Origin of the sequence: Caldovatus aquaticus, from assembly GCF_019458025.1 — a bacterium.
Classification (GTDB): domain Bacteria; phylum Pseudomonadota; class Alphaproteobacteria; order Acetobacterales; family Acetobacteraceae; genus Caldovatus; species Caldovatus aquaticus.
In genome coordinates this window covers 17,678-41,910 of sequence record NZ_JAHZUY010000032.1, presented here as the reverse complement: position 1 = coordinate 41,910, position 24,233 = coordinate 17,678, and the positions used below count along the sequence as shown (strand labels likewise).

20 protein-coding genes and 1 tRNA gene are annotated in these 24,233 nt (G+C 75.5%); 15 read left to right on the top strand and 6 right to left on the bottom strand.

The window, feature by feature from the left end; genetic code table 11:
* Nucleotides 1–255 precede the first annotated feature (255 nt).
* Nucleotides 256–330: transfer RNA gene (locus K1J50_RS11890), tRNA-Gly, on the bottom strand.
* A 252-nt stretch (nt 331–582) separates the two neighbouring features.
* Between K1J50_RS11890 and dapF the strand changes: the two genes are divergently transcribed.
* The 3 genes from dapF (at nt 583) to ftsY (ending at nt 4,039) form a co-directional block, all read left to right on the top strand.
* Nucleotides 583–1,419 carry a diaminopimelate epimerase gene (gene dapF / locus K1J50_RS11885; RefSeq protein ID WP_220117931.1) on the top strand — a complete coding sequence of 279 codons (837 nt, stop codon included), beginning with the start codon at nt 583–585 and terminating at the stop codon, nt 1,417–1,419.
* The gene (mtaB, locus tag K1J50_RS11880; protein WP_220117930.1) at nt 1,416–2,714 is read left to right on the top strand and encodes a tRNA (N(6)-L-threonylcarbamoyladenosine(37)-C(2))-methylthiotransferase MtaB; all 1,299 of its coding nucleotides are present in this window, start codon (nt 1,416–1,418) and stop codon (nt 2,712–2,714) included. The genes dapF and mtaB overlap by 4 nt, the downstream gene beginning before the upstream one ends.
* Before the next feature lie 350 nt (nt 2,715–3,064).
* Nucleotides 3,065–4,039 (top strand): signal recognition particle-docking protein FtsY, encoded by a 975-nt coding sequence (gene ftsY, locus K1J50_RS11875; RefSeq protein ID WP_369413582.1) that lies wholly within the window; start codon nt 3,065–3,067, stop codon nt 4,037–4,039.
* A gap of 3 nt (nt 4,040–4,042) precedes the next feature.
* On the opposite strand, the gene K1J50_RS11870 is transcribed toward ftsY, so the two are convergent.
* A complete protein-coding gene (locus tag K1J50_RS11870; protein ID WP_220117928.1) occupies nt 4,043–4,810 on the bottom strand; it encodes a VIT1/CCC1 transporter family protein in 768 nt (255 codons plus the stop codon).
* A 273-nt stretch (nt 4,811–5,083) separates the two neighbouring features.
* Here K1J50_RS11870 and tkt point away from each other — a divergent pair, with 273 nt between their 5' ends.
* The 5 genes from tkt to K1J50_RS11845 all read left to right on the top strand — a co-directional run bounded on the left by tkt (nt 5,084) and on the right by K1J50_RS11845 (nt 10,587).
* The gene (tkt, locus tag K1J50_RS11865) at nt 5,084–7,033 is read left to right on the top strand and encodes a transketolase (RefSeq protein ID WP_220117933.1); all 1,950 of its coding nucleotides are present in this window, start codon (nt 5,084–5,086) and stop codon (nt 7,031–7,033) included.
* Nucleotides 7,034–7,058: 25 nt separating this feature from the next.
* On the top strand, nt 7,059–8,081 hold the full coding sequence (gap, locus tag K1J50_RS11860; protein ID WP_220117927.1) for a type I glyceraldehyde-3-phosphate dehydrogenase: 1,023 nt from the start codon (nt 7,059–7,061) through the stop codon (nt 8,079–8,081).
* Nucleotides 8,082–8,106: 25 nt separating this feature from the next.
* Nucleotides 8,107–9,318 carry a phosphoglycerate kinase gene (locus K1J50_RS11855; protein ID WP_220117926.1) on the top strand — a complete coding sequence of 404 codons (1,212 nt, stop codon included), beginning with the start codon at nt 8,107–8,109 and terminating at the stop codon, nt 9,316–9,318.
* A 208-nt stretch (nt 9,319–9,526) separates the two neighbouring features.
* Nucleotides 9,527–9,751, top strand: coding sequence for a hypothetical protein (locus tag K1J50_RS11850; RefSeq protein ID WP_220117925.1), 225 nt, complete (start codon nt 9,527–9,529; stop codon nt 9,749–9,751).
* Nucleotides 9,752–9,879: 128 nt separating this feature from the next.
* On the top strand, nt 9,880–10,587 hold the full coding sequence (locus tag K1J50_RS11845; RefSeq protein WP_220117924.1) for a ribonuclease activity regulator RraA: 708 nt from the start codon (nt 9,880–9,882) through the stop codon (nt 10,585–10,587).
* Nucleotides 10,588–10,614: 27 nt separating this feature from the next.
* Here the strand turns inward: K1J50_RS11845 and K1J50_RS11840 are convergent, their stop codons facing one another.
* Entirely contained in the window at nt 10,615–10,794 is a 180-nt protein-coding gene (locus tag K1J50_RS11840) for a hypothetical protein (RefSeq protein WP_220117923.1), read from the bottom strand.
* A 212-nt stretch (nt 10,795–11,006) separates the two neighbouring features.
* Here K1J50_RS11840 and K1J50_RS11835 point away from each other — a divergent pair, with 212 nt between their 5' ends.
* The 4 genes from K1J50_RS11835 (at nt 11,007) to argF (ending at nt 15,187) form a co-directional block, all read left to right on the top strand.
* The gene (locus K1J50_RS11835; protein WP_220117922.1) at nt 11,007–11,846 is read left to right on the top strand and encodes an NAD-dependent epimerase/dehydratase family protein; all 840 of its coding nucleotides are present in this window, start codon (nt 11,007–11,009) and stop codon (nt 11,844–11,846) included.
* Nucleotides 11,843–12,706: an aldose epimerase family protein gene (locus tag K1J50_RS11830; RefSeq protein ID WP_220117921.1), complete on the top strand. Its 864-nt coding sequence runs from the start codon at nt 11,843–11,845 to the stop codon at nt 12,704–12,706. The genes K1J50_RS11835 and K1J50_RS11830 overlap by 4 nt, the downstream gene beginning before the upstream one ends.
* Before the next feature lie 337 nt (nt 12,707–13,043).
* The gene (locus K1J50_RS11825; protein ID WP_220117920.1) at nt 13,044–14,249 is read left to right on the top strand and encodes an aspartate aminotransferase family protein; all 1,206 of its coding nucleotides are present in this window, start codon (nt 13,044–13,046) and stop codon (nt 14,247–14,249) included.
* The gene (gene argF, locus K1J50_RS11820; protein WP_220117919.1) at nt 14,246–15,187 is read left to right on the top strand and encodes an ornithine carbamoyltransferase; all 942 of its coding nucleotides are present in this window, start codon (nt 14,246–14,248) and stop codon (nt 15,185–15,187) included. The genes K1J50_RS11825 and argF overlap by 4 nt, the downstream gene beginning before the upstream one ends.
* 226 nt (nt 15,188–15,413) lie before the next feature.
* Here argF and murJ read toward each other — a convergent pair whose 3' ends face one another.
* Entirely contained in the window at nt 15,414–17,003 is a 1,590-nt protein-coding gene (murJ, locus tag K1J50_RS11815) for a murein biosynthesis integral membrane protein MurJ (RefSeq protein WP_220117918.1), read from the bottom strand.
* Nucleotides 17,004–17,241: 238 nt separating this feature from the next.
* On the opposite strand from murJ, the gene K1J50_RS11810 reads away from it, so the two are divergent.
* From K1J50_RS11810 to dnaJ, 3 genes are all read left to right on the top strand, one after another.
* Nucleotides 17,242–17,853, top strand: coding sequence for a nucleotide exchange factor GrpE (locus K1J50_RS11810; RefSeq protein WP_220117932.1), 612 nt, complete (start codon nt 17,242–17,244; stop codon nt 17,851–17,853).
* Between the two features lie 658 nt (nt 17,854–18,511).
* The gene (gene dnaK / locus K1J50_RS11805; RefSeq protein ID WP_220117917.1) at nt 18,512–20,440 is read left to right on the top strand and encodes a molecular chaperone DnaK; all 1,929 of its coding nucleotides are present in this window, start codon (nt 18,512–18,514) and stop codon (nt 20,438–20,440) included.
* A gap of 101 nt (nt 20,441–20,541) precedes the next feature.
* Entirely contained in the window at nt 20,542–21,705 is a 1,164-nt protein-coding gene (gene dnaJ, locus K1J50_RS11800; protein WP_220117916.1) for a molecular chaperone DnaJ, read from the top strand.
* A 30-nt stretch (nt 21,706–21,735) separates the two neighbouring features.
* Here the strand turns inward: dnaJ and K1J50_RS11795 are convergent, their stop codons facing one another.
* Both K1J50_RS11795 and K1J50_RS11790 read right to left on the bottom strand, forming a co-directional pair.
* Nucleotides 21,736–22,587, bottom strand: coding sequence for a serine hydrolase (locus K1J50_RS11795; protein ID WP_220117915.1), 852 nt, complete (start codon nt 22,585–22,587; stop codon nt 21,736–21,738).
* Nucleotides 22,588–22,601: 14 nt separating this feature from the next.
* Nucleotides 22,602–23,279: an RraA family protein gene (locus K1J50_RS11790; RefSeq protein ID WP_220117914.1), complete on the bottom strand. Its 678-nt coding sequence runs from the start codon at nt 23,277–23,279 to the stop codon at nt 22,602–22,604.
* Between the last annotated feature and the right edge of the window lie 954 nt (nt 23,280–24,233).

The window sequence follows — 24,233 nt, the reverse complement described above, 5'->3', positions numbered from 1 at the left end:
CGCCCGGTTCGAGGATTACAACGCCATCCACCCCCATAGCGGCTTGCGCATGCTCTCGCCGCGCGAGCTCATCGCCCAGCAGTCAGCAACCCAAGCCGTGTGCCCGGTCTGACGGGGTGCACTCCAGAGCGGAGAGAAGCGCCCGGAAGGTGTTCATTGCGCTATCGAAGTATCATTCCCGCCGCGCCATCTCCGGCCAACCCCGAGGCTCAGCGCGGCAACAACCCAGGGGAGGGAGTTGAGGGAAGCGGCGACTGGAGCGGGCGAAGGGATTCGAACCCTCGACCCCAACCTTGGCAAGGTTGTGCTCTACCCCTGAGCTACGCCCGCGCCCCGTTGGCGCGGCGGGTTCTGGCACGCGTCGGCGAGGATTGCAAGCCGCCGCCACGCGTTCGGTCGGCGGCTGCGGCGCGAGGCTCGCCCCCGCGAGGCGGCGGCCCCCGGCCGGAGCGGGCGATTGCCCGCCGGAGCCACCCCCTCGTGCCGGGCCGCGTCCGGCACGGGCCCGCGCCGGCAGAGGGCCGCCCGCCGCCGCCCGCCACCTTGGATCGCGCGGCGAACCGGCGCATATGAGCGCCAGCGATGCCTCTCCTCCCCTTCCGCAAGATGCACGGGCTCGGCAACGACTTCGTCGTGCTCGACGAGCGCGCCGCCCCGCTCGGCCTCACGCCGGCGCGCGTCGCGGCCCTCGCCGACCGGCGGCGCGGCATCGGCTGCGACCAGCTGGTCTCGCTCGAGCCCGCCGGGGCCGGCGCCGACGTGTTCCTGCGCATCCGCAACCCGGACGGCTCCGAGGCCGGGGCCTGCGGCAACGCGACGCGCTGCGTCGCCGCCCTGATCGCCGCCGAGACCGGCCGGCGGCGCGTGGTGGTGCGGACCCTCGCCGGTGACCTGCCCGCGGAGGTCCATCCCGACGGCAGCGTCACCGTGGACATGGGCCCGCCGCGCCTCGGCTGGCAGGAGGTGCCGCTCGCCGAGCCGATGGACACCCTCCGCCTGCCGCTCGCCGCCGGAGCGGCGGAGGGTCCCGCCGCCTGCTCGATGGGCAATCCGCACGCCACCTTCTTCGTGCCCGATCTCGACGCGGTCCCCGTCGCGACGCTCGGCCCGGCGCTGGAGCGGCATCCGCTCTTCCCCGAGCGCGCCAACATCGGCTTCGCCCAGGTGCTGGCGCCGGACCGGCTGCGGCTCGTGGTGTGGGAGCGCGGCGCGGGGATGACGCTGGCCTGCGGCTCCGGCGCCTGCGCGGCGCTGGTCAACGCCCACCGCCGTGGCCTCGCCGGGCGGCGCGCCACGGTGGTGCTGCCGGGCGGCGAGCTCGCCATCGAATGGCGGGCCGCGGACGGGCACGTGCTGATGACCGGCCCGGTCGCCACCGCCTTCACCGGCCAGCTCGACCTCGCGGCCTATCCGGCATGAGCGCGGCGACGGCCCGGGGCGGGGGAGAGCGGGCGGCGGGCGTCCGCCTGCTGACCTTCGGCTGCCGGCTCAACACCTACGAATCCGAGGCGATGCGCGCGCTGGCGACCGCCGCCGGGCACGGCGCCGAGACCATCGTCGTCAACACCTGCGCCGTCACCGCCGAGGCCGAGCGCCAGGCGCGCCAGGCGATCCGCCGCGCCCATCGCGAGAACCCGGAGGCGCGCATCCTCGTCACCGGCTGCGCCGCGCAGCTCCGGCCCGAGGACTGGGCGGCGCTGCCGGGTGTTGCGCGCGTCATCGGCAACGCCGACAAGCTGAGGCCGGAGACCTGGAGGAGCCTCGACGCGCCGCCCGCGCCCGCCGGCGACATCATGGCGGCGCGCGAGACGGCGGCGCACCTCGTCACCGAATTCGCCGGGCGCGCGCGCGCCTTCGTGCAGGTGCAGCAGGGCTGCGACCACCGCTGCACCTTCTGCGTCATCCCCTTCGGCCGCGGCCCCTCGCGCAGCGTCCCGGTGGGCGCGGTGGTGGAGCAGGTGCGCACGCTGGTGCGGAGCGGCTACCGCGAGGTGGTGCTGACCGGGGTGGACATCACGAGCTACGGCCCCGACCTGCCGGGGCGGCCGACGCTCGGCCAGCTCTGCCGCCGCCTGCTGCGCCTGGTGCCGGAGCTGCCCCGGCTCCGCCTCTCCTCGCTCGACCCGGTGGAGGTGGACGAGGACCTCTGGCGACTGATCGCGGAGGAGCCGCGGCTGATGCCGCACCTGCACCTCTCGCTGCAGCACGGCGCCGACCTGATCCTCAAGCGCATGAAGCGGCGCCATTCCCGCGCCGATGCGCTCGCCTTCGTGCGCCGGGCCCGGAGCCTGCGGCCGGAGATCGCCTTCGGCGCCGACCTGATCGCCGGCTTCCCGACCGAGACCGAGGAGCACTTCGCCCAGACGCTCGCGCTGGTGGAGGAGGCGGGGCTGGCCTTCCTGCACGTCTTCCCCTACTCCGAGCGCCCCGGCACGCCGGCGGCGCGGATGCCGCAACTGCCCGTGGCGCTGCGGCGCGAGCGCGCGGCGCGGCTGCGCGCGGCCGGCGCCCGGGCGGCGCGGCGCTTCTACGAGGGCCGCGTGGGGCGCGAGGAGACGGTGCTGCTCGAACGCGCGGACCGCGGCCACACCGAGCAGTTCGCGCCGATCCGCCTCGCCCGCCCCGGCGCGGCGGCGGGCCGGCCGGGGGAGCTGCGGCGGCTGCGGGCCGTCGCCGCCACGGATGCGGGCCTGCTCGCGGAGGCGGCGGCGTAGGACGGCGACGGGGCGCGGCGAGGGAGCCGCCGGCACGGTGCGCGCAGCGGAAGAGGTGGCTTGGCATGGCACTGAAGGGCTGGATTGACCGGCTGCGGGGCGGCCGCGGCGCGGACCGGGCCGCGCCTGTGGAGCCGCCGCCTCCGGTGACGCCGCCGGGGCGGCCGCCGGAGCCGGCGCCGCCGGAAGGCCCGCCCCGGCCGCCGCAGCCGGCGGCGCAGCAGGCCTATCCCGTCCCGCCGCTGATCCCCTCGGTCGAGCCGCCCTTCACGACGCCGCCCGCCGCCCGCCCGGCGCCGCCCCCGCCGCTCCCGGCGGCCGAGACCCTGCCCTTGCCGGAGGACGCCGCGGTGCCGCGCGAGGCGTCGGCCCGCGCCGAGCCGGACGCGCCGGCCGAGGCGCCGCGCGGCGGCTGGCTCGCCCGCCTCAAGGCCGGGCTCGCGCGCTCGACCGCGCGGCTCGGCGAGGGCCTCACCGCCCTCTTCCGCAAGCGCCGGCTCGACGACGAGGCGCTGGAGGAGCTCGAGGAGACGCTGATCGCCGCCGATCTCGGGGTCGCGGCCGCGCGCCGCATCGTCGAGGGCTTCCGCCGCACCCGCTTCGGGCGGGAGGTGACGGAGGAGGAGGTGAAGGCGGCGCTCGCCGAGGAGATCGCCGCGATCCTCGCCCCGGTGGCGCGGCCGATGCCGATCGAGCCCCGCCGCCGGCCGCACGTGGTGCTGGTGGTCGGCGTCAACGGCACCGGCAAGACCACCACCATCGCCAAGCTCGGCCAGCAGTACCGCGAGCAGGGGCTCTCGGTCGCCTTCGTCGCCGGCGACACCTTCCGCGCCGCGGCGGTCGAGCAGCTGCAGATCTGGGGCGAGCGCGTGGGCTGCCCGGTCTATGCGCCGGCGAAGCCGGGGGCGGACGCCGCCGGCCTCGCCTTCGACGCGCTGAAGGCGGCAAAGGAGGCGGGGATCGAGGTGCTGCTCGTGGACACCGCCGGGCGGCTGCACAACAAGGCGGCGCTGATGGAGGAGCTGCGCAAGATCGTGCGCGTGCTGAAGCGCCTCGACCCCGAGGCGCCGCATTCGGTGCTGCTGACGCTCGACGCCACCACCGGGCAGAACGCCATCCAGCAGTGCAAGGTGTTCAAGGAGATGGTGGACGTGACCGGGCTCGCCGTGACCAAGCTCGACGGCAGCGCGAAGGGCGGCGTGGTGGTGGCGCTGGCGCAGGAGTTCGGCCTGCCGGTGCACTTCGTCGGCGTGGGCGAGAAGGCCTCCGACCTCCGGCCCTTCGCGGCGCGGGACTTCGCGCGCGGGCTGGTGGGGCTCGACTGAGCGCTACCCGCCGACCCAGCTCGCCACCAGGTAGGCCGCCGCCGCCGCGGCGGCGCCGATCAGCAGCGTCTGCACCGCGCCGCGCAGCGGCGGCAGGCCCGTCGCCTTCGCCTTCAGCCAGCCGAAGCCGAGCAGCGCCACGCCGGTGACGGCGCAGGAGACGAGCAGCGCCGGCCGCGTCTCCGCGAGCAGCATGTAGGGCGCGAGCGGGATCAGGCCGCCCACCACGTAGGCGCCGCCGATCGCCGCCGCCGAGCGCGCCGCGCGGCCCGGCTCGGGCTCGCTCAGCTCCAGCTCGAAGCGCATCATGAAGTCCACCCAGCGCCGCCGGTCGGCGGCGATCGCCTCCACCGCCTGGCGCAGCGCCTCGCCCTTCAGGCCGTAGCGGTGGAGGATCGCCGCGACCTCCCACTTCTCGCGCTCCGGGTAGCGGCGCGTCTCCTCCTCCTCGCGCCGCCGCTCGCTCGTGTAGTGGTCGGCGTCGGTGCGCGCGGCGAGGTAGCCGCCGAGGCCCATCGCGATGCACCCCGCGGCGATCTCGGCGAGGCCCGCGGTGACGATCAGCGGATTGGCCGCCACCGCGCCGGAGAGGCCGGCGGCGAGCGCGAAGGGCACGGTCAGGCCGTCGGCGGTGCCGATGACCAGGTCGCGCACGGTCTCGCTGGCGGTGAAGTGGGATTCCTCGTGCGGCGGCCCGCCGGGCATCGGCGGCAGGCCGTCGTGCGCGGCGGCGGCTGGCGTCTCGGCGGCGGATTCGGGCGGCGCGACCATGGCGCGACCCTAGAGCAGATCGCGGATGGCCGGAACCGGCCGGGAGCGTGGACCGCCCGCGCGGACCGCCGGCCGGCGCCGCGGCCCGCCCCGGTTGCCCCTGCGGGGCGGCGTCCCTAATAGGGGCCCGCCTTCCCGCCGTCCCGCCCGAGGGTTCCGACCTTGGCCAGCCCTGCCGCCGCCGCCGTTGCCGCCCCCGACGCGCCCCCCGCCAGCCCGGCGCTCGCCGCCCAGGCGGCGATCCTCGCCCGCCCCGTCACGGAGGAGCGGCGCATGGCGGATGCGATCCGCGCACTCGCGATCGACGCGGTGGAGGCGGCGAAGTCCGGCCATCCCGGCATGCCGATGGGCATGGCCGACGTGGCGACGGTGCTGTTCACGCGCTTCCTCAAGTACGACGCCGCCGATCCGCGCTGGCCCGACCGCGACCGCTTCGTGCTCAGCGCCGGCCACGGCTCGATGCTGCTCTACGCCCTGCTCCACCTCACCGGCCATGCCGGGATGGGGATCGAGGAGCTGCGCCGCTTCCGCCAGCTCCACTCCCCGTGCGCCGGGCATCCGGAATACGGCGAGCATCCGGCGATCGAGACCACCACCGGCCCGCTCGGCCAGGGCCTCGCCACCGCGGTTGGCATGGCGCTCGCCGAGCGGATGCTCGCCGCGCGCTTCGGGCGCTCGCTGGTGGATCACCGCACCTGGGTGATCGCCTCCGACGGCGACCTGATGGAGGGCATCAGCCACGAGGCGATCTCGCTCGCCGGCCACCTGAAGCTGAACAAGCTCACGGTGCTGTTCGACGACAACGCGATCTCCATCGACGGCAGCACGCAACTCGCGGTCTCCGACGACCAGCTCCGGCGCTTCGCCGCCTCCGGCTGGGCGGTGCGGCGGGTGGACGGGCACGACCACGCCGAGGTGGCGGCGGCGCTTTCCTGGGCAGTGCGCAACCGCAAGCCGACCCTGATCGCCTGCCGCACCATCATCGGCTTCGGCGCGCCGACCAAGGCGGGCACCGCCGCGACCCACGGCTCCCCGCTCGGGGCCGAGGAGGCGGCGGCGGCGAAGCGGGCGCTCGGCTGGCAGCACCCGCCCTTCGTCGTGCCCGAGGACCTCAAGGCGCGCTGGGAGGCCGCCGGCCGGCGCGGCGCGGGGGCGCGGCGGTCGTGGCTGAAGCGGCTCGCGAAGCACCCGCAGAAGGACGAATTCGAGCGCGCCCTCGCCGGGCGCCTGCCGGAGGGCTGGCACGAGCCGCTCGCGGCGCTGCGCGCGCGGCTCGCCGAGGAGAAGCCGAAGCTCGCCACCCGCGTCGCCTCGCAGCGGGCGCTGGAGGCGCTGGTGCCGGCGGTGCCGGAGCTCGTCGGCGGCTCGGCCGACCTCACCGGCTCGGTCGGGACGCTGGCGAAGGGCATGGCCGCGGTCGCGCCGGGCAACTACGCCGGGCGCTACGTCCACTGGGGGGTGCGCGAGCACGGCATGGCGGCGGCGATGAACGGGATGGCGCTGCACGGGGGCGTGATCCCCTACGGGGGCACCTTCCTCGTCTTCTCCGACTACATGCGTCCCGCGATCCGGCTCGCCGCGCTGATGCGCCAGCGGGTGATCCACGTCCTCACGCACGATTCCATCGGCCTCGGCGAGGACGGGCCGACGCATCAGCCGGTCGAGCACCTGGCCTCGCTGCGCGCCATGCCGAATCTGTTCGTCTTCCGCCCCGCCGACGCGATCGAGACCGCGGAGTGCTGGGAGCTCGCGCTGCGCCGCACCGACGGGCCCTCGGTGCTGGCGCTGACGCGGCAGAGCGTCCCGGCGGTGCGCGGCGAGGCGGGCGAGAACCGCTGCGCCCGCGGCGGCTACGTGCTGGCGGAGGCGAGCGGCGCGCGCCGCGCCACCCTGATCGCCACCGGCAGCGAGGTGCACCTCGCGCTCGCGGCGCGCGCGGCGCTGGAGGCCGAGGGCATCCCCACCGCGGTGGTCTCGCTCCCCTGCTGGGAGATCTTCGCCGCCCAGGACGAGGGCTACCGCGACCAGGTGCTCGGCCGCGCGTTGCGGGTGGGGGTGGAGGCGGCGGTCCGCTTCGGCTGGGAGCGCTGGCTCGGGCCCGAGGGCGTGTTCATCGGCATGACCGGCTTCGGCGCCTCGGCGCCGGCCGAGGACCTGTTCCGCCACTTCGGCATCACCGCCGAGGCGGTCGTCGCGGCCGTCAAGCGCCGCCTGGACGCCTGAACGAACGGGAAGGAGAAGCACAGCCATGGCCGTGAAGGTCGCGATCAACGGGTTCGGGCGCATCGGGCGCCTGGTGCTGCGCGCCGCCGTCGAGAGCGGGCGCGACGACCTCGAGTTCGTCGCCATCAACGACCTCGGCTCGGTCGAGGCGAACGCGCACCTGTTCCGCTACGACAGCGTCCACGGCCGCTTCCCGGGCGAGGTGACGGTCGCGGGCGACAGCATCACCATCCGCGCGGGCGGCCGCACCTGGGGCCCGATCCGCGTCACGGCGGAGCGCGACCCGGCGAAGCTGCCGCTCCAGGGCGTGGACGTGGCGATGGAGTGCACCGGCCTCTTCACCTCGAAGGAGAAGGCCTCCGCCCTGCTCGCCGCCGGCGCGCGCAAGGTGCTGATCTCCGCCCCCGCCGACGGGGTGGACGCGACCGTCGTCTACGGCGTCAACCACCAGGTGCTGACGAAGGAGATGACGGTCGTCTCCAACGCCTCCTGCACCACCAACTGCCTCGCGCCGATGGCCAAGGTGCTGCACGAGCGCTTCGGCATCCTGCGCGGCTACATGGTGACGGTGCACGCCTACACCGGCGACCAGAACACGGTGGACACGCTGCACAAGGACCTGCACCGGGCGCGCGCCGCCGCCCTCTCGGCGATCCCGACCACGACCGGCGCGGCGCGCGCGGTCGGGCTCGTGCTGCCGGAGCTCAAGGGCAAGCTCGACGGCACCGCGATCCGCATCCCGACGCCGAACGTCTCGCTCGTCTCGCTCGACGTGAACCTGCGGACCGAGGGGGTGACGAAGGAGCAGGTGAACGCGGCGATGAAGGAGGCCGCGGAGGGCGTGCTCAAGGGCATCCTCGCCTACAACACCGAGCCGCTGGTCTCGGTGGACTTCAACCACACGCCCTACAGCTGCACCTTCGACGCCACCCAGACGCAGAGCGTGGACGGCGGCGGGATGATCCGCGTCATGGGCTGGTACGACAACGAATGGGGCTTCTCCAACCGGATGTCGGACACCGCCGCGCTGCTCGGGCGGCTCGGCTGACGGCGGGCGGGGAGGAGCGACGGGCATGGCCCGCTTCCGCACGCTCGACGACCTCGGCGATCCGCGCGGCAAGCGGGTGCTGCTGCGCGCCGACCTCAACGTGCCGGTCAAGGACGGCGCCATCACCGACCGCACGCGGATCGAGCGCCTGACCCCCACCATCCGCGAGCTCGCCGACAAGGGAGCGCGGGTGATCGTGATCAGCCACTTCGACCGCCCCAAGGGGCGGCGCGTGCCGGAGATGTCGCTCCGGCCGCTGGCCGAGGCGCTCGCCGCCGCGCTGCACCGCCCGGTCGCCTTCGCCGAGGACTGCATCGGGCCGGTGGCCGAGGCCGCCGTCGCGGCGCTCAAGGACGGCGAGGTGCTGCTGCTCGAGAACACGCGCTTCCATCCCGGGGAGGAGAAGAACGACCCGGAGATGGCGAAGGCGCTCGCCCGGCTCGCCGATGTCTACGTGAACGACGCCTTCTCCGCCGCCCACCGCGCGCACGCCAGCACCGAGGGCGTGGCGCGGCTGCTGCCCGCCTATGCGGGGCGGCTGATGCAGGCGGAGCTCGAGGCGCTGGACGCCGCGCTCGGCAACCCGGCGCGGCCGGTGGTGGCGATCGTCGGCGGCGCCAAGGTCTCGACCAAGCTCGATCTGCTCGGCAACCTCTCGCGCAGGGTGGAGGTGCTGGTGATCGGCGGCGCGATGGCCAACACCTTCCTCGCCGCGCAGGGCAGGCCGGTGGGCCGCTCGCTCCAGGAGGCGGAGATGCACGGCACCGCGCGCCGCATCCTGGAGGAGGCGCGCGCCGCCAACTGCGAGGTGGTGCTGCCGCTCGACCTCGTCGTCGCGCCCGAGCTGCGGCCGGATGCGCCGACCCGCACCGTGCCGGCGGACGCGATCCCGGCGGACATGATGGCGCTCGATCTCGGGCCGGAGACGGTGGCGGCGATCGAGGCGCGGCTGCGCCGGGCCTCGACGCTGGTCTGGAACGGCCCGCTCGGCGCCTTCGAGACGCCGCCCTTCGACGCCGCGACGGTGGCGGTGGCGGAGGTGGTGGCGGCGCTGACGCAGGCCGGGGCGCTGAAGTCCATCGCCGGCGGCGGCGACACGGTGGCGGCGCTGCGCCATGCCGGGGTGCTGGAGCGGCTGAGCTACGTCTCCACCGCCGGCGGGGCGTTCCTCGAATGGCTCGAGGGCAAGACCCTGCCGGGGGTGGCGGCGCTGGAGGCCGCGGCCGCGCCGGGCTGAGGCGTCCGGCGGCGCCGGCGGCACAGCCGGAGGTTGCTGGAAGGTTAACGGGCGGCCCGGCGATGCTGGCCCGGTCATGCGCATCGCCGGGCCGCGCCGCCGCGTCGTTCCTCCCCTCCTGCGGGGGCGGGCGCGCCCGGGCGCGGGCCGCCGGCGGAGCGGCGGCGCCTCAACCCTTCCTTCATCCCTCGGGCTGATGATCCTGCGCATGATCAGCCTGAACTCGCTCGCCGCCTTCACCGCGGAGGTCACGCGCACGGCGGGGCTGCAGCCGGCACGCGGCGCCGGGGCGGCGGCCGGGATGGGGCCGCGCGAGGCCCCGGGCGGGCCGGCGCTCGCCTCCGCGCCGCCGCAACGGGTGCTGGAGACGGTGCCGCCGCAGCCGCCCGCCCGCCCGCCGCCGCGCGGGTCGCTGCTCGACCTGCGGGTGTGAGGGCAGCGCGGGCGCGCGGCGCACGCGGAACGGGCGCGGCTGCCGCGGCGCGCCCGGCGGCGTCTTGCCGCGGCCGCCGCCCCTTGCCATCCCTCGCGCGGGCAACCGCTCGAGGAGAACCGCCCGCCATGACCCTCACCCCCGCGCTGCGCGACGCCCTCGCCGGCGTCACCACCGCCACCCTGACCACCGTGCTGCTCAAGAAGGGTGTGCGCTCCTGCTACATCCGCGGGGCGCGGCCGCTCGTCCCGGGCGACGCCCGCCGCGTGGTCGGACCCGCCTTCACCCTGCGCTTCACCCCGGCGCGCGAGGATCTCTCCACCCCCGAATCCTGGTCCTCCCCGCGCTCCACCCGCGCCGCCATCGAGGCCATGCCGGAGGGCTGCGTCGCCGTCGCCGACGCGATGGGCGTGACCGACGCCGGCATCTTCGGCGACATCCTCTGCGCCCGCATGGCGAAGCGCGGCGTCGCCGGCCTCGTCACCGACGGCATGGTGCGCGACGGGCCCGGCGTGATCGGCACCGGCCTGCCGGTGTTCTGCCGCGGCCATGTCGCCCCGGCCTCGGTGGCGAGCCTCAACTTCGTCGGCTGGCAGGAGACGATCGGCTGCGGCGGCGTCACCGTCGTCCCCGGGGACGTCATCGTGGCGGACGCGGACGGCGCCGTGGTGATCCCCGCCGCCCTCGTCGCCGCGGTCGCGGAGGCGGCGGTCGAGCAGGAGCGGCTGGAGGCCTGGATCATGCGCGAGGTCGAGAAGGGGGCGTCCCTGCCGGGCCTCTACCCCCCCAGCGCCGAGACCCGCGCCCGCTACGAGGCGGAGACGCGGCGCGGCTGATCCCGCGCCGCCTCGCCGCGGCGGGAGTCAGCCGGGCGAGGGGCGATCCTGCGGGCCGTCCGGCGCGGCGGCAGGGGCCGCGTCGTTGGCGGGCGGCAGGCGCTCGACCTCCGCCATGGCGAAGGGAAAGAGCAGAAAGCCCACCGCCCCGCTCTCGATCAGCAGGAAGGCCTCGCCCTCCTGTTCGTCCGGCTCGTGCCCGGCCATCGCGCGTGCTCCCCGGTTGCCGGGCAATTGCCTCCCCGCGCGCGCGGTTTCCACGCACGGCTGCGTGCGCGGGCGGAGCGGAGCGGGAGCGCACGCCCGCCGCGGCTCTTCTCCCGCCGCGGCGGGGCGCCGGCGCGACACCGGCGCCGGCCCGGTCGCCCGCCCCGCCGTTCCTGTCCTACCCTGGGTCCGGCGCACTGCGGAGGAAAGCCATGACCATCCCCCCGAAGCCCGTCCTGCTCACCGGCGCCTCCGGCGCGCTCGGCCGCATGCTGGCGCGCGAGCTGGCCGCCGCCGGCTGGACCCTGCGGCTGACCGACATCGCGCCCTTCCCCGATCCGCTGCCGCCGCGCGCCGCCTTCGTCCGCGCCGACCTCAACGACGGCGTCGCCCTGCTGCGCCAGGCCGAGGGCTGCGGCGCCATCCTCCACTTCGGCGGCGTCAGCGTGGAGCGTCCCTTCGAGGAGGTGCTCGGCCCCAACCTGCGCGGCCTCTACCACGTCTACGAGGCGGCGCGGCGCGAGCGGGCGCGGGTCGTGTTCGCCTCCTCCAACCACGCGATCGGCTTCCACGAGCGCCCGCGGGAGGGCGAGCCGCGGCTCGCCTTCGGCTGCGCCTTCCGCGCCGACGGCTATTACGGGCTCTCCAAGGCCTATGGCGAGCTGATGGGCCGGCTCTACTGGGACAAGCACGGGGTCGAGAACGTCAACCTGCGCATCGGCTCCTGCGTCCCGAAGCCGACCGACGCGCGGATGCTCGCCACCTGGCTGTCCTATCCCGACCTGGTGCGGCTGGTGATCGCCTGCGTCGCCGCGCCGCGCACCGGGCATGCGGTGATCTGGGGCTGCTCGGACAACCCGCGCAGCTTCTGGGGCGAGGACCACCGCGACCGCATCGGCTGGCGCCCGCGGGACAGCGCCGAGGCCTACCGCGCCGAGGTCGAGGGCAGGCTCGGCGACCCGGTCGCCGAGCGCTACCAGGGCGGCGCCTACGCCAGCATCGAGTATTCGCGGGCGACGCCGGCGCCGCGCGATCCCTTCGCGCTGGAATGAGTGCGGCCCTCGGCCTCGCGGCGGGGGCGTGGGAGGCGGCGCTGCTGCCCGCGCAGGGCGCCGCCTTCGCCCGGCTGCGCCACAGGGGGCGCGACCTGCTGGTGCCGGTGCCGCCCGGCGCCGATCCGAACCGCGGCTTCTGGGGCGCCTTCTGGATGATCCCCTGGGCCAACCGGCTGGATCGCGGGCGGCTCCCCTGGGGCGGCCGGACGCATCGCCTGCCCGTCAATCGCCCGGAGGACGACACCGCGATCCACGGCCTCGCCCGCGACCGCCCCTGGCGCGTCGCGGCCGCGGCGGGCGACCGCGCCGTGCTCGTGCAGGCGTTCGCGGCGCCCGGCATCCCCTACCGCTACCGTGCCCGGGTGGAGGTCGCGCTCGCCGCCGACGGCGTGCGGCTCGCCGCCGCGGTCGCCAACGCCGCGGACGAGCCCTTTCCCTTCGGCCTGGGCTGGCATCCCTTCTTCCCGCGCCCGCCCGGCACGCGGCTCGCCTTCCGCGCCACGACCCGGTTCGGGCGGGATGCGCGCACCCTGCCGGTGGCGCCGTGCCCGACGCGGGGAATCGCCGGCGACGAGACGGCCTATCTCGGCCTCGACACCCATTTCGCCGACTGGGACGGGCGGGCGGAGATCGCCTTCCCCGGGCCGGACGGGCCGCGCCTCTGCCTCGTCGCGAGCGGCGCCTGGGCCGGCAACCTGCAGGTCTTCGCGCCGCCCGCCGTGCCGGTGCTCTGCGTCGAGCCGCAGAGCCACGTGCCGGACGTGGCGAACCGCCCGGCCTTCGCCGCGCACGGCGCGATGACCGTGCTTGCGCCGGGCGACGCGCTCGAGGCGCGCCTCGCGATCGCCCTCGCCTGACGCGCCGGCGCGCGGGAACGCACGCCCGGAGCCGGCAGTGCCGGCCGCGGAAGCGTCGCGGGCGGCCGGCGGCGCGCGGCGGCCGGAGCCGGCGGGGCGGCGCCGCGCCGATCCCCGCCCGCGGACGGTCCGGCGCCCGGCAAGGCGCGGTGATGCGGCCCCGGTGCGGCCGGCGGGACCGTCGCCGGCCGGCCCGGCCGCTGACGCCTTCGCCGGGCCGCCTTGCGTCCGGCAGGTTTGACGGGGGGCCGTCTCGCCGCCATGCTTCTCGGCTCCCCGGACGGGACGCGATGGGCGCGCCCCGCCGGGGATGCAATTGCTGCGGAGAGCCCGTTCCGTGATCCCCGCCCTGATGCCGACCTACAACCGCGCCGACCTCGCCTTCGAGCGGGGCGAGGGCGCCAGGCTGTGGACGGCGGACGGGCGACGATTCCTCGATTTCGGCGCGGGCATCGCCACCTCCTCGCTCGGCCACGCGCACCCGCACCTGGTCAGGGCCATCGCCGAGCAGGCGGCGCGGGTGATCCACGTCTCCAACCTCTACCGCATCCCGGAGGCCGAGCGGCTGGCGCAGCGGCTGGTCGAGACCTCCTTCGCCGACAGCGTGTTCTTCTGCAATTCGGGCGCCGAGGCGAACGAGGGCATGATCAAGGCGGTCCGCAAGTACCACGCCGAGCAGGGCCACCCCGAGCGCTTCGTCACCCTCTGCTTCGAGGGCGCCTTCCACGGCCGCACCCTGGCGATGCTGAGCGCGACCGGCAACGAGAAGTACCTCGCCGGCTTCGGCCCGCCGGTGCAGGGCTTCCGGCACGTCCCCTTCGGCAACATGAACGCGGTGCGCGACGCCATTGACGAGACGACCGCGGCGATCCTGATCGAGCCGGTGCAGGGCGAGGGCGGCGTGCGGCCGGCGAGCCTCGACTTCCTGCGCGCGCTGCGCGCCACCTGCGACGAGTTCGGGCTGCTGCTCGCGCTCGACGAGGTGCAGACCGGCATGGGCCGCTCCGGCAGGCTGTGGGCGCACCAGTGGGCCGGGATCGAGCCGGACGTGATGTCCGCGGCCAAGGGCATCGGCGGCGGCTTCCCGCTCGGTGCGATCCTCGCCAAGGAGAAGGTCGCGCAGTACCTCAAGCCGGGCACGCACGGCTCGACCTTCGGCGGCAACCCGCTCGCCTGCGCCGCCGGCAACGCGGTGCTCGACGTGATCCTGGCGCCGGGCTTCCTCGAGCGGGTGGACCGCGTGGCGCGGCATCTCTGGCGCGGGCTCGAGGATCTGGCGCGGCGGCATCCGGCGGTGATCGAGGGCGTGCAGGGGGCCGGGCTGCTGCTCGGCCTCAGGCTGCGGCCCGAGGTGACCAACACCGCGCTGCAGGACGCGGCGCTGGCGGAAGGGCTGCTGACGGTGGCGGCGGGGATGAACGTGCTGCGCCTCGCGCCGCCGCTCGTCATCGCCGAGGCGGAGGCGGACGAGGCGCTGGCGCTGCTCGACCGCGCCTGCCTGCGGGTCGCGCCGGGGGCGGCGCAGGCCGCGGCGGCGCAATGAGCGCCGCGCTCAAGACGGTGGCGGGGGGGCGCGAGCCGCCCCGGCACTTCCTCGAGCTGATGGACCTCGATGCGGCGACGCTGCGGCGGATGCTCGACCTCGCCGCGCAGGCCAAGCGCGGGGCGCTGACGGGCAAGCCGCTCGCCGGCAAGGCGGTGGCGCTGATCTTCGAGAAGCCCTCGACCCGGACGCGCGTCTCCTTCGAGGTCGGCATCCGCCAGCTCGGCGGCGATGCGGTCGTGCTCTCGGCGAAGGAGATGCAGCTCGGCCGCGGCGAGACGCTGGCGGACACGGCGCGCGTGCTGTCGCGCTACGTGGACGCGATCATGCTGCGCACCGATTCGGTGGCGAAGCTGCGCGAGCTGGCCGCGCACGCGACGGTGCCGGTGATCAACGGCCTGACCGACGTCTCGCACCCCTGCCAGCTCATGGCCGACGTGATGACCTTCGAGGAGCACCGCGGCCCGATCGCCGGGCAGGTGATCGCCTGGAGCGGCGACGGCAACAACGTCGCCCGCACCTTCATCCAGGCCGCGGCGCGCTTCGGCTTCACGCTCCGCCTCGCCACGCCGCCGGCGCTGCGCCCGCCGCAGGCGCTGGTGGACTGGGCGCGGGCCGAGGGGGCGCGGATCGAGCTGACCGACGACCCCGCGGAGGCGGTGCGCGGGGCGCGCTGCGTCGTCACCGACACCTGGGTCAGCATGTCGGACGACCCGAACAGCAAGCGCCACAACCTGCTCGCCCCCTACCGGGTGGACGCGGCGCTGATGGCGCAGGCGGCGCCGGATGCGATCTTCATGCACTGCCTGCCTGCCCACCGCGGCGAGGAGGTGGCCACGGAGGTCATAGACGGCCCGCAGAGCGTCGTCTTCGACGAGGCCGAGAACCGGCTGCACGCGCAGAAGGGCGTGCTGCTCTGGGCGCTGGGGGTGGTCTAGCGCCGGGCGCGGACGGCCGGAAACGGCCGGAAGCGTGGATCGGCGCGACCGACGAGGAGGCAGGACCGCTGCGGCGGGCACGGCCGGGCGAAGCGGCCCCGGGACCGTTTCCGCCCGCCCGGGCCGCGGCGACGGCTCCGGCGCGCCGTTCGCGGCGCCGATCCGCGCCCGCCGCGGCGTCCGGCCGCCTGCGACCGGCTCCGGCGCGGGCCGGGCCGCGGTGCGGTCAGGGCGTGGCGGCGCCGACCGGAGCGTCGCCGCCGACGCCGGACGGCGCCCGGCGCCGCGCGAGCAGGGCGCGCAGCTCCGCCGGCGCCACCGCGCCGAGCGCCAGGGCGAGCCCGCCGTAGATTCCGGCCCCGATCGCCACCAGCAGCGCGAGCGTCGCCGCACGGGCCGCGCTGCCGGCGCCGCTCGCGGACAGCGCCGGCGCGACCGCGCCGAGCGCCAGCGCCATCGCCGCCGCCGCGGCTGCGATGCGAGGCAGCCGCCGCCGGGTCCGCCGGTCGAGGACCAGGCGCCGCCGCCGCGCCAGCAGCGCCGCCAGGGTCAGCGCGTTGCCCCAGGCCGCGAGCGAGGTCGCAAGCGCGATGCCGACATGCGCGAGCGGCCAGGCCAGGACGAGGTTCAGCACGAGGTTCGCCGCCATTGCGCCGAGGCCGACCGCGACCGGCGTCGTCGTGTCGCCGCGGGCGAAGAAGCCGGGGGCGAAGACCTTGACCAGCACGAAGGCCGGCAGGCCGGCGGCGTAGGCGACCAGCGCCGCGGCCGCCGCGCGCGTCGCGGCCGAGTCGAAGGCGCCGCGCTCGAACAGCGTCCCGACGACCGGTTCGGCCAGCACCGCGAGCCCGGCCGCGCCGGGCAGGGTGAGCAGCAGCACCAGCTCGACCGCGCGGTTGGTGGCCCGGTGCGCGGCGAGCGGCCGGCCGCCGCGCGTGTGGCGCGAGAGCAGCGGCAGCAGCGCCGTCCCGACCGCCGCGCCGATCACCCCGAGCGGCAACTGCGCCACCCGGTCGGCATAGTAGAGGTAGGACACGGCGCCGGAAGGCAGCAGCGAGGCGATCAGGGTGGCGACGAAGAGGTTGATGTTGACCGCGCCTCCGCCGATCAGTCCGGGCACCATCTTGCGCAGCACCTCCCGCACCGCGGGCGTGAGGCGCGGCCGGCGCAGCAGGGTCAGCGCCATGCCGGCCCGGCGGGCGGCGGCCAGCACGAGCAGGAGCTGCGCCACGCCGGAGGCCGCGACCCCCCAGGCCAGCGCATGGGCGGGCGTGGCGACGTAGGGCGTGAGGCCGAGCAGCGCCGCCATGCCGAGCAGGTTGAACAGCACCGGCGCCGCGGCCGCGGCGGCGAAGCGGTCGAGCCCGTTCAGCACGCCGCTGACCAGGGCGGTCAGGCAGATGAACCAGAGATAGGGCAGGGTGATCCGGGCGAGCTCGACGGTGAGGGCGAATTTCTCCGGCCGGCCGAGGAATCCGGGCACGAGCACGGCCAGGACCTGCGGCATGAACAGCAGGCCGAGCAGGGTGAGCAGGGCGAGCCAGAGCGCCATCAGCCCGGCCATGCGCTCGGCGAGGTCGTGCGCGGCGGCGCGGCCCTCGCGCGCGAGCGCGCCGGCGAAGGCGGGCACGAAGGCGGCGTTGAAGGCGCCCTCGCCGAACAGGCGGCGGAACAGGTTGGGCAGCTGCAGGGCGACGAAGAAGGCATCCGCCACCGGCCCGGCGCCGAGGCGGTGCGCGATCAGCATGTCGCGCGCGAAGCCGAGCACGCGGCTGGTCATCGTCCAGCCGCCGACGGTGAGGACGCTGCGGAGCATCGCCGCCGATTAGCGCGCGCGGCGCCGGCCCCCAAGCGGATTTGGCGCCCCGGGTCCGGGGGGCGGCCGCGGCGGGGCGGGGGCCGCCTTGCCGCGGCGGCGCGGGACGCCTAGGTGGAGGCGCGCGCCACGGCCGCTCCGCGGCTGCCCCCTCCCTCATCCCTGAACATGGCCCATGAACAACAACGACCAGACCGAGACCCCGCCCGGTGTTCCCGAGAAGGCTGAGGCGACGGCGATGACCTCGCGCGCGCCGGACCGCCCGGGGGAGGCGCCGCCGGGCGACGCCGCGCCGGACGGGGCGCGGGCAACGCAGGAGGCCGACGGCGCGGCCGCCGCGGAGGCGGCCGGCCCGGCCGATCGGATCGCGGCGCTGGAGGCCGAGAACGCGGCGCTGAAGGACCGCTGGCTGCGCGCCGAAGCGGAGCTGCAGAACCTGCGGGCCCGCATGCGGCGCGAGATCGAGGACGCGCGCAACTACGCCATCCAGAAGTTCGCCCGCGACGTGGTGGAGGCCGTGGAGAACCTGCGCCGCGGCCTCGAGGCGCTGCCGCCTCCGGCGGAGGGCGAGCCCGAGCTGCTGACCAAGATGCGCGGCGGCTTCGAAGGGGTGGAGCGGGCCTTCCTCTCCGTCCTCGAGCGCAACGGCGTCGTGCGGGTCGAGGCGGAAGGGAAGCCGTTCGACCCGGAACTGCACCAGGCCATGGCCGAGGAGCCGGCGCCGCCGGGTGTCGCGCCGGGGACGGTGCTGCGGGCCTGGACGCCTGCCTGGATGCTGAACGGGCGGCTGCTGAAGCCTGCCATGGTGGTGGTGGCGGGCGGCGGCGAACGGGCTGCCGAGACGCGCTAGAGCGGATCGCGGACGGCCGGGAACAGCCGGGAGCGTGACTCCGCTCGCCAGGCACCGAGCCGGAGCCGCTGCCGCAAGCACCGCCGGGCGGAAACGGCGCTAGGGCGCGCGGCCGCTGATCGCCGCGACCGGCGAGGGGAGCGGCGCCGCCGCGATGCGCGCCGGCGACGGACCTTCGGGCGGGTGTCCGGCGCGGACCTCGGCACCGCCAGGCCCGGCATCGCGGTCCTCCCGGCCGAGCCCCGCCGGGCTCCGCGGTCCGGGACGTGACGGTCTTCCGCACGGCAGGCCGGGGCACCGGCCTGGTGCGGGATGCGCGCGACGCGCCGTCGGCGACGCCGACACCTGGACGCAGAAACGCGGGAACGGGGGGACGCCGGCATCGAAGCGGCGCAGGACGAGCCGGCGCGTTCGCTCCGGGCGGAGCGTCCGGCGCGCCGGCCTCGTCCGCTGCCAAAGACCGGGGGGAAAAGGCCCTCGGTCCTGGCGGCGAGGACCGCCACCCCTTGTCCTGCCCCCCTGCGCTCAATACATCGCCATCCGACACGGCCTGTCCCGGCCGGGACGGGCCGCAACACCCCACCCCATCCGTCGCAGGACGGGGGCGGGTGCGGCGCCATCCTGGGCCGTCCCCGCCTGCCAGGAAGGAGCATTACGGATGAGCAAAGTCATCGGCATCGATCTCGGCACCACGAACTCCTGCGTCGCCGTCATGGAGGGCAAGGAAGTCCGGGTGATCGAGAACGCCGAGGGCATGCGGACCACGCCCAGCATGGTCGCCTTCACCAAGACGGGCGAGATCCTGGTGGGCCAGGCCGCGAAGCGCCAGGCGGTGACCAACCCGCAGAACACCCTCTACGCCGTCAAGCGCCTGATCGGGCGCCGCTACGACGACCCGATGGTCCAGAAGGACATCGGCCTCGTCCCCTACAAGATCGTGCGCGCCGACAACGGCGACGCCTGGGTCGAGGTCGAGGGCAAGCGCTACGCGCCGCAGCAGATCAGCGCCTACGTGCTGATGAAGATGAAGGAGACGGCCGAGGCCTATCTCGGCGAGAAGGTCACCCAGGCCGTCATCACCGTCCCCGCATACTTCAACGACGCCCAGCGCCAGGCCACCAAGGAGGCGGGCCAGATCGCCGGGCTCGAGGTGCTGCGCATCATCAACGAGCCGACCGCGGCCGCGCTCGCCTACGGGCTCGACAAGAAGCAGTCCGGCACCATCGCGGTCTACGACCTCGGCGGCGGCACCTTCGACATCTCGATCCTCGAGATCGGCGACGGCGTGTTCGAGGTGAAGTCCACCAACGGCGACACCTTCCTCGGCGGCGAGGACTTCGACCAGCGCGTCATCGACTACCTCGCGGACGAGTTCAAGCGCGAGCAGGGCATCGACCTGCGCAACGACCGCCTCGCGCTGCAGCGCCTGAAGGAGGCGGCGGAGCGCGCCAAGATCGAGCTCTCCTCGGCCAAGGAGACCGAGATCAACCTGCCCTTCATCACCGCCGACGCCACCGGGCCGAAGCACCTGGTGATGCGGCTGACGCGGGCGAAGCTCGAGTCGCTGGTGGAGGACCTGATCCAGAAGACGCTCGGCCCCTGCCGCCAGGCGCTGAAGGATGCCGGCCTCGCCGCCAACGAGGTGGACGAGGTGATCCTGGTCGGCGGCATGACCCGCATGCCGAAGATCATCGAGACGGTGAAGCAGTTCTTCGGCAGGGAGCCGGCGCGCAACGTCAACCCGGACGAGGTGGTGGCGATCGGCGCCGCCATCCAGGGCGCGGTGCTGAAGGGCGAGGTGAAGGACGTCCTACTGCTGGACGTGACGCCGCTCTCGCTCGGCATCGAGACGCTGGGCGGCGTGTTCACCCGGCTGATCGAGCGCAACACCACGATCCCGACCAAGAAGAGCCAGATCTTCTCGACCGCCGAGGACAACCAGACCGCGGTCACCATCAAGGTGTACCAGGGCGAGCGCGAGATGGCGGCGGACAACAAGCTGCTCGGCCAGTTCGACCTGGTCGGCATCCCGCCCGCCCCGCGCGGCGTGCCGCAGATCGAGGTCACCTTCGACATCGACGCGAACGGCATCGTCAGCGTCTCGGCCAAGGACAAGGCCACCGGCAAGGAGCAGCAGATCCGCATCCAGGCCAAGTCCGGCCTGACCGAGGCCGACATCGAGCGGATGGTGAAGGAGGCCGAGGCGCACGCCGCCGAGGACCGCAAGCGGCGCGAGGCGGTGGAGGCGCGCAACCAGCTCGACGCGCTGGTGCACTCGACCGAGCGGACGCTGAAGGAGAGCGCGGAGAAGATCCCCGCCGCCGAGAAGGCCGAGGTCGAGTCCGCCATCGCCGACGCCCGCAAGGCGATGGAGGGCCAGGACACCGACGCCATCCGCCGCGCCGCCGAGCGGCTGAGCCAGGCGGCGATGCGCATGGGCGAGGCGCTCTACAAGGCGCAGCAGGCCCAGCCCGGCGGCGGTGACGCCGGCGCCGGCGGCGCCCAGGCGGGGGGCGGCGCCCAGGGCGAGAAGGTGGTGGACGCCGAGTTCGAGGAAGTGGACCCGAAGAAGAAGAAGTCGGCGTAACATAGGGGAGCGCCGTGCCCCGCGACTGGTGACCGGCGCCCGGCCTCGCGAGGGGCCGGGCGCCGCCCTGTTGCGGCGCGGCTCAAGGAACAGACCGCCGCATGGCCAAGAGGGACTACTACGAGGTTCTGGGCGTCGGCCGCGACGCGAGCGAGGAGGACCTGAAGAAGGCCTACCGCAAGCTCGCCCTGAAGTACCACCCCGACCGCAACCAGGGCGACAAGCAGGCGGAGGCGCGGTTCAAGGAGATCAACGAGGCCTACGACGTCCTCAAGGATCCCGAGAAGCGCGCGGCCTACGACCGCTACGGCCACGCCGCCTTCGATCCCAGCCTGGCCAGTGGCGCCGGCGGCTTCGGCGGCGGCGGGTTCGGCGGCGCCAGCCCCTTCGGCGGCAGCTTCGAGGACATCTTCGAGGAGATGTTCGGCCGCTTCACCGGCCGCGGGCCGGGCGGCCGCGCCGCCGGGCGCGGCGCCGACCTGCGCCAGCAGGTGGAGATCTCGCTCGAGGAGGCCTTCGCCGGGACGAAGAAGACCATCCGGGTGCCGACCCTGGTCGCCTGCGAGGCGTGCAAGGGCACGGGGGCGGAGGGCGGCAGCGCCGCGGTGCAGAGCTGCGCCACCTGCCACGGCGCGGGCAAGATCCGCGCCCAGCAGGGCTTCTTCCTGATCGAGCGCACCTGCCCCGCCTGCGGCGGCCAGGGCCGGGTCATCAAGAACCCCTGCAAGACCTGCGGCGGCCTCGGCCGGGTGCAGCGCGAGCGCACCCTCGCCATCACCGTCCCGGCCGGGGTCGAGGACGGCACGCGCATCCGCCTCGCCGGCGAGGGCGAGGCCGGGGTGCGGGGCGCGCCGCCCGGCGACCTCTACGTGGACGTCGCGGTGCGCCCGCACCCGATCTTCCAGCGCGAGGGCGCCAACATCTTCATCCGCGTGCCGCTGCGCATGACCCAGGCGGCGCTCGGCGGGCCGATCGAGGTGCCGACCATCGACGGCGGCCGGGCGCGGCTGACGATCCCGCCCGGCACCCAGAGCGGCGAGAAGTTCCGCCTGCGCGGCAAGGGCTTCTCCGTGCTGCGCAGCGCGGCGCGCGGCGACATGTATGTCGAGGTGGCGGTCGAGACGCCGCAGAACCTCACCAGGCGCCAGCGCGAGCTGCTCGAGGAGTTCGAGGCCGAGGCGGCGAAGAACGAGCGCTCGAGCCCCGAGAGCGAGGGCTTCTTCGCCCGGGTGAAGGAGTTCTGGGACGGGCTCGGCGGGCGGTAGGCGATCCCGCCCGCCGCGGCGCCGGCGCGCTCAGGCGCCGATCGCCTCCCAGCAGGCGCGCGAGAGCCGCGCGATGGTGGCGAAGGCCGCGGCGTGGCCCGGCAGGCCGTCCGGCATCGTCTCCGGCACGAAGTCGGTGAAGGCGGCGAGGAGGTAGGCCGGCCGCTCGCCGCGGAAGACGATGCCGGCGTCCATCCGCCCGCGCCGGCCGCGGCCCGTCTTGTTGGCGACCTTCGTCGCGTAGGGCAGCAGCGCGGGGATCATGGTCCGGTGCTGCTGCCAGGTGAGGATGTCGAGCCCGAGCCGGCAGAGCGCCTCGCTGCAGCCGAGCCGCTCCGCCGCCGCCGCGGCGTCCCCCTGCGCGCCGCGCAGGATGAGGTCGAGCAGCAGCCCCTGGTCGCGCGGCGTGGTGAAGGCGGTCTGCTCGACCGGGTGGTCGTAGGCGAGGCCGAGGGGCGGGATCTTCGGGCCGTGGCGCGTGTGCGCCATGCCGATGCCGCGGCACCAGGCGTTGAGCGCCTCGGTGTCCAGCCGCTCCAGCACGATCTGCGTGCAGACGTTGTCGCTGGTGATGATCATGTTGACGATCGCGTCGCGCAGCGGGATGACGCAGCCCGGCGTCATGTAGCGGTAGGTGCCGGACATCACGTCCTTCTGCAGCCGCGCCTCGATCGTGCAGGGCTCGTCGAGGCGGAGCCGGCCCTCGTGCACGGCCCTGAGCGCGGCCATCATGATCGAGGTCTTGCGCACGCTGGCCGAGGGCACCGGCACGTCGCCGTCGCGGTCGGCCTCCCGGCCGGTGGCGAGGTCCTTGAGGTACCAGCTCGTGCGGAAGGGCTGCGCGTCGCAGATCGCGTGCAGGCGCTCGACCAGGGCGTCCATCGCCGTCTGCTCCCTCAGCGGACCGGGCAATTCCTGGCGGCGAGAGTCTGCTCCACCCAGGCGCGGTCCCAGGTGCCGGCCTCGATGGCGGCCTGGGCCTTGATTTCCCTGGCGTTGTGCGCCTCGGCGGCGGCGATCACGGCCTCGGCGTCCTCGCGCGGGATGACGACCACGCCGTCCTCGTCGGCGGCGACGAGATCGCCGGGCATGACGACCAGGCCGCCGCAGGCGATCGGGTAGCCGATCTCGCCCGGCCCGTCCTTGTAGGGGCCGGCCGGGGTCGCGCCGCGCGCCCAGATGCCGAGATCGAGCGCGGCCAGCGCGGCGACGTCGCGCACCGCGCCGTCGATGACCACCGCGGCGATGCCGCGCCGCGCGGCGTGGCCCAGCATCAGCTCGCCGGCCAGGGCGATGCCGAGCTCGCCGGCGCCGTCGCAGACGATCACGTCGCCCGGCGCGGCGAGATCGAGGGCGCGATGCAGCAGGAGATTGTCGCCGGCGCGCACGCGCACGGTGAAGGCGGGGCCGGCGACCGCGCGCCGGCCGCCGAAGGCGCGGAAGCCGCCGCGCATGGTCTGCATGCGGTTCGCGACGTCGCCGATGTTCGCGGCCGGCAGCCGCGCGGCGCGGGCGCAGAGCTTGGGCGGGACGCGCTGCGCGACGGCGGCGCGGATACGGAAGCCGGGGATCATGGCGCTGCTGCTCTCCTCCTGCGCGGTGCGCTTCCGCCGCCGGCGGGGCTTCCCGTCACGGCCGGCCGGGGCGCGCGCTGCGGCGGCGGGCGGCGGCGCTCGCGCAACCGGTCGCCACCCCTGCGCCGGGCGCACGGCGTCGTGCGATCATGAATTCCCCCTCGGCCAGGACGCATGGGCGTGCGGGAGCACGTCCGTCCGTCCCGGCCCTCGCTCCGCGCGGGCGGCGAGCGCCTCGGGCCCCCGGCCGTCGCTCCGGCAAGGGACGCTATCGGCGCGACGCGGCCCTGTCACGGGCCGATGCCGGCCCCGCCGCCGCGGGAGGCGCGGGCGCATGCGCGGCATCGCTCACGGGTGCGGCCCCGTCGGCGGCAGACCCGGCCCGGTGGCGCGGCACCTGCGGGCCGGCCGGGCGCCGCCTCCGGCGCGGGCGTGGCCTGCGATCGCACGCCCGCGCGCGACCTGGCCCGCGGGCGCGCTCGGCGCGCGGACGCACGGGATGGTGACCGCGCGGGCGAAGACCATGCGGACCGCAGGAGCGTCATGACCATCGCCGGAATGCGCGGCGCGGCGGAGCGATCCGACGTCGCGCGCGTTGCGGCGGCAGCGTCGGCGCTCCCGCGCGCGTCCCGGGCGGGGCCGCGGCTCTCCAGAGGCAGGTCGCCGAGGCTCGGCCCGCGGCGTGCATCGCCGCGGCGGCCGCGCCACGCCGTGCCGGAGGGGCGTGGCGACGCGACCGCGGGGCGCCGGACGGCGATGCGCCATGTTGCACGTGCGAAGAGGCGGCGGGGTGGGCCGGTTGCGGAGGGGGCGCCCTTGGGGCAGAGTGCCGGGTCGCGGACAGGCAGGGAAAGCCCATGGAATTCCGTTCCAGCCCAGGCGAAGGCGCCGGGCGCGCAGCGGCACCGCCGCGGGCGGCGATGGCCGGGTGTGGCATGCCGGTTTGCGATGCGC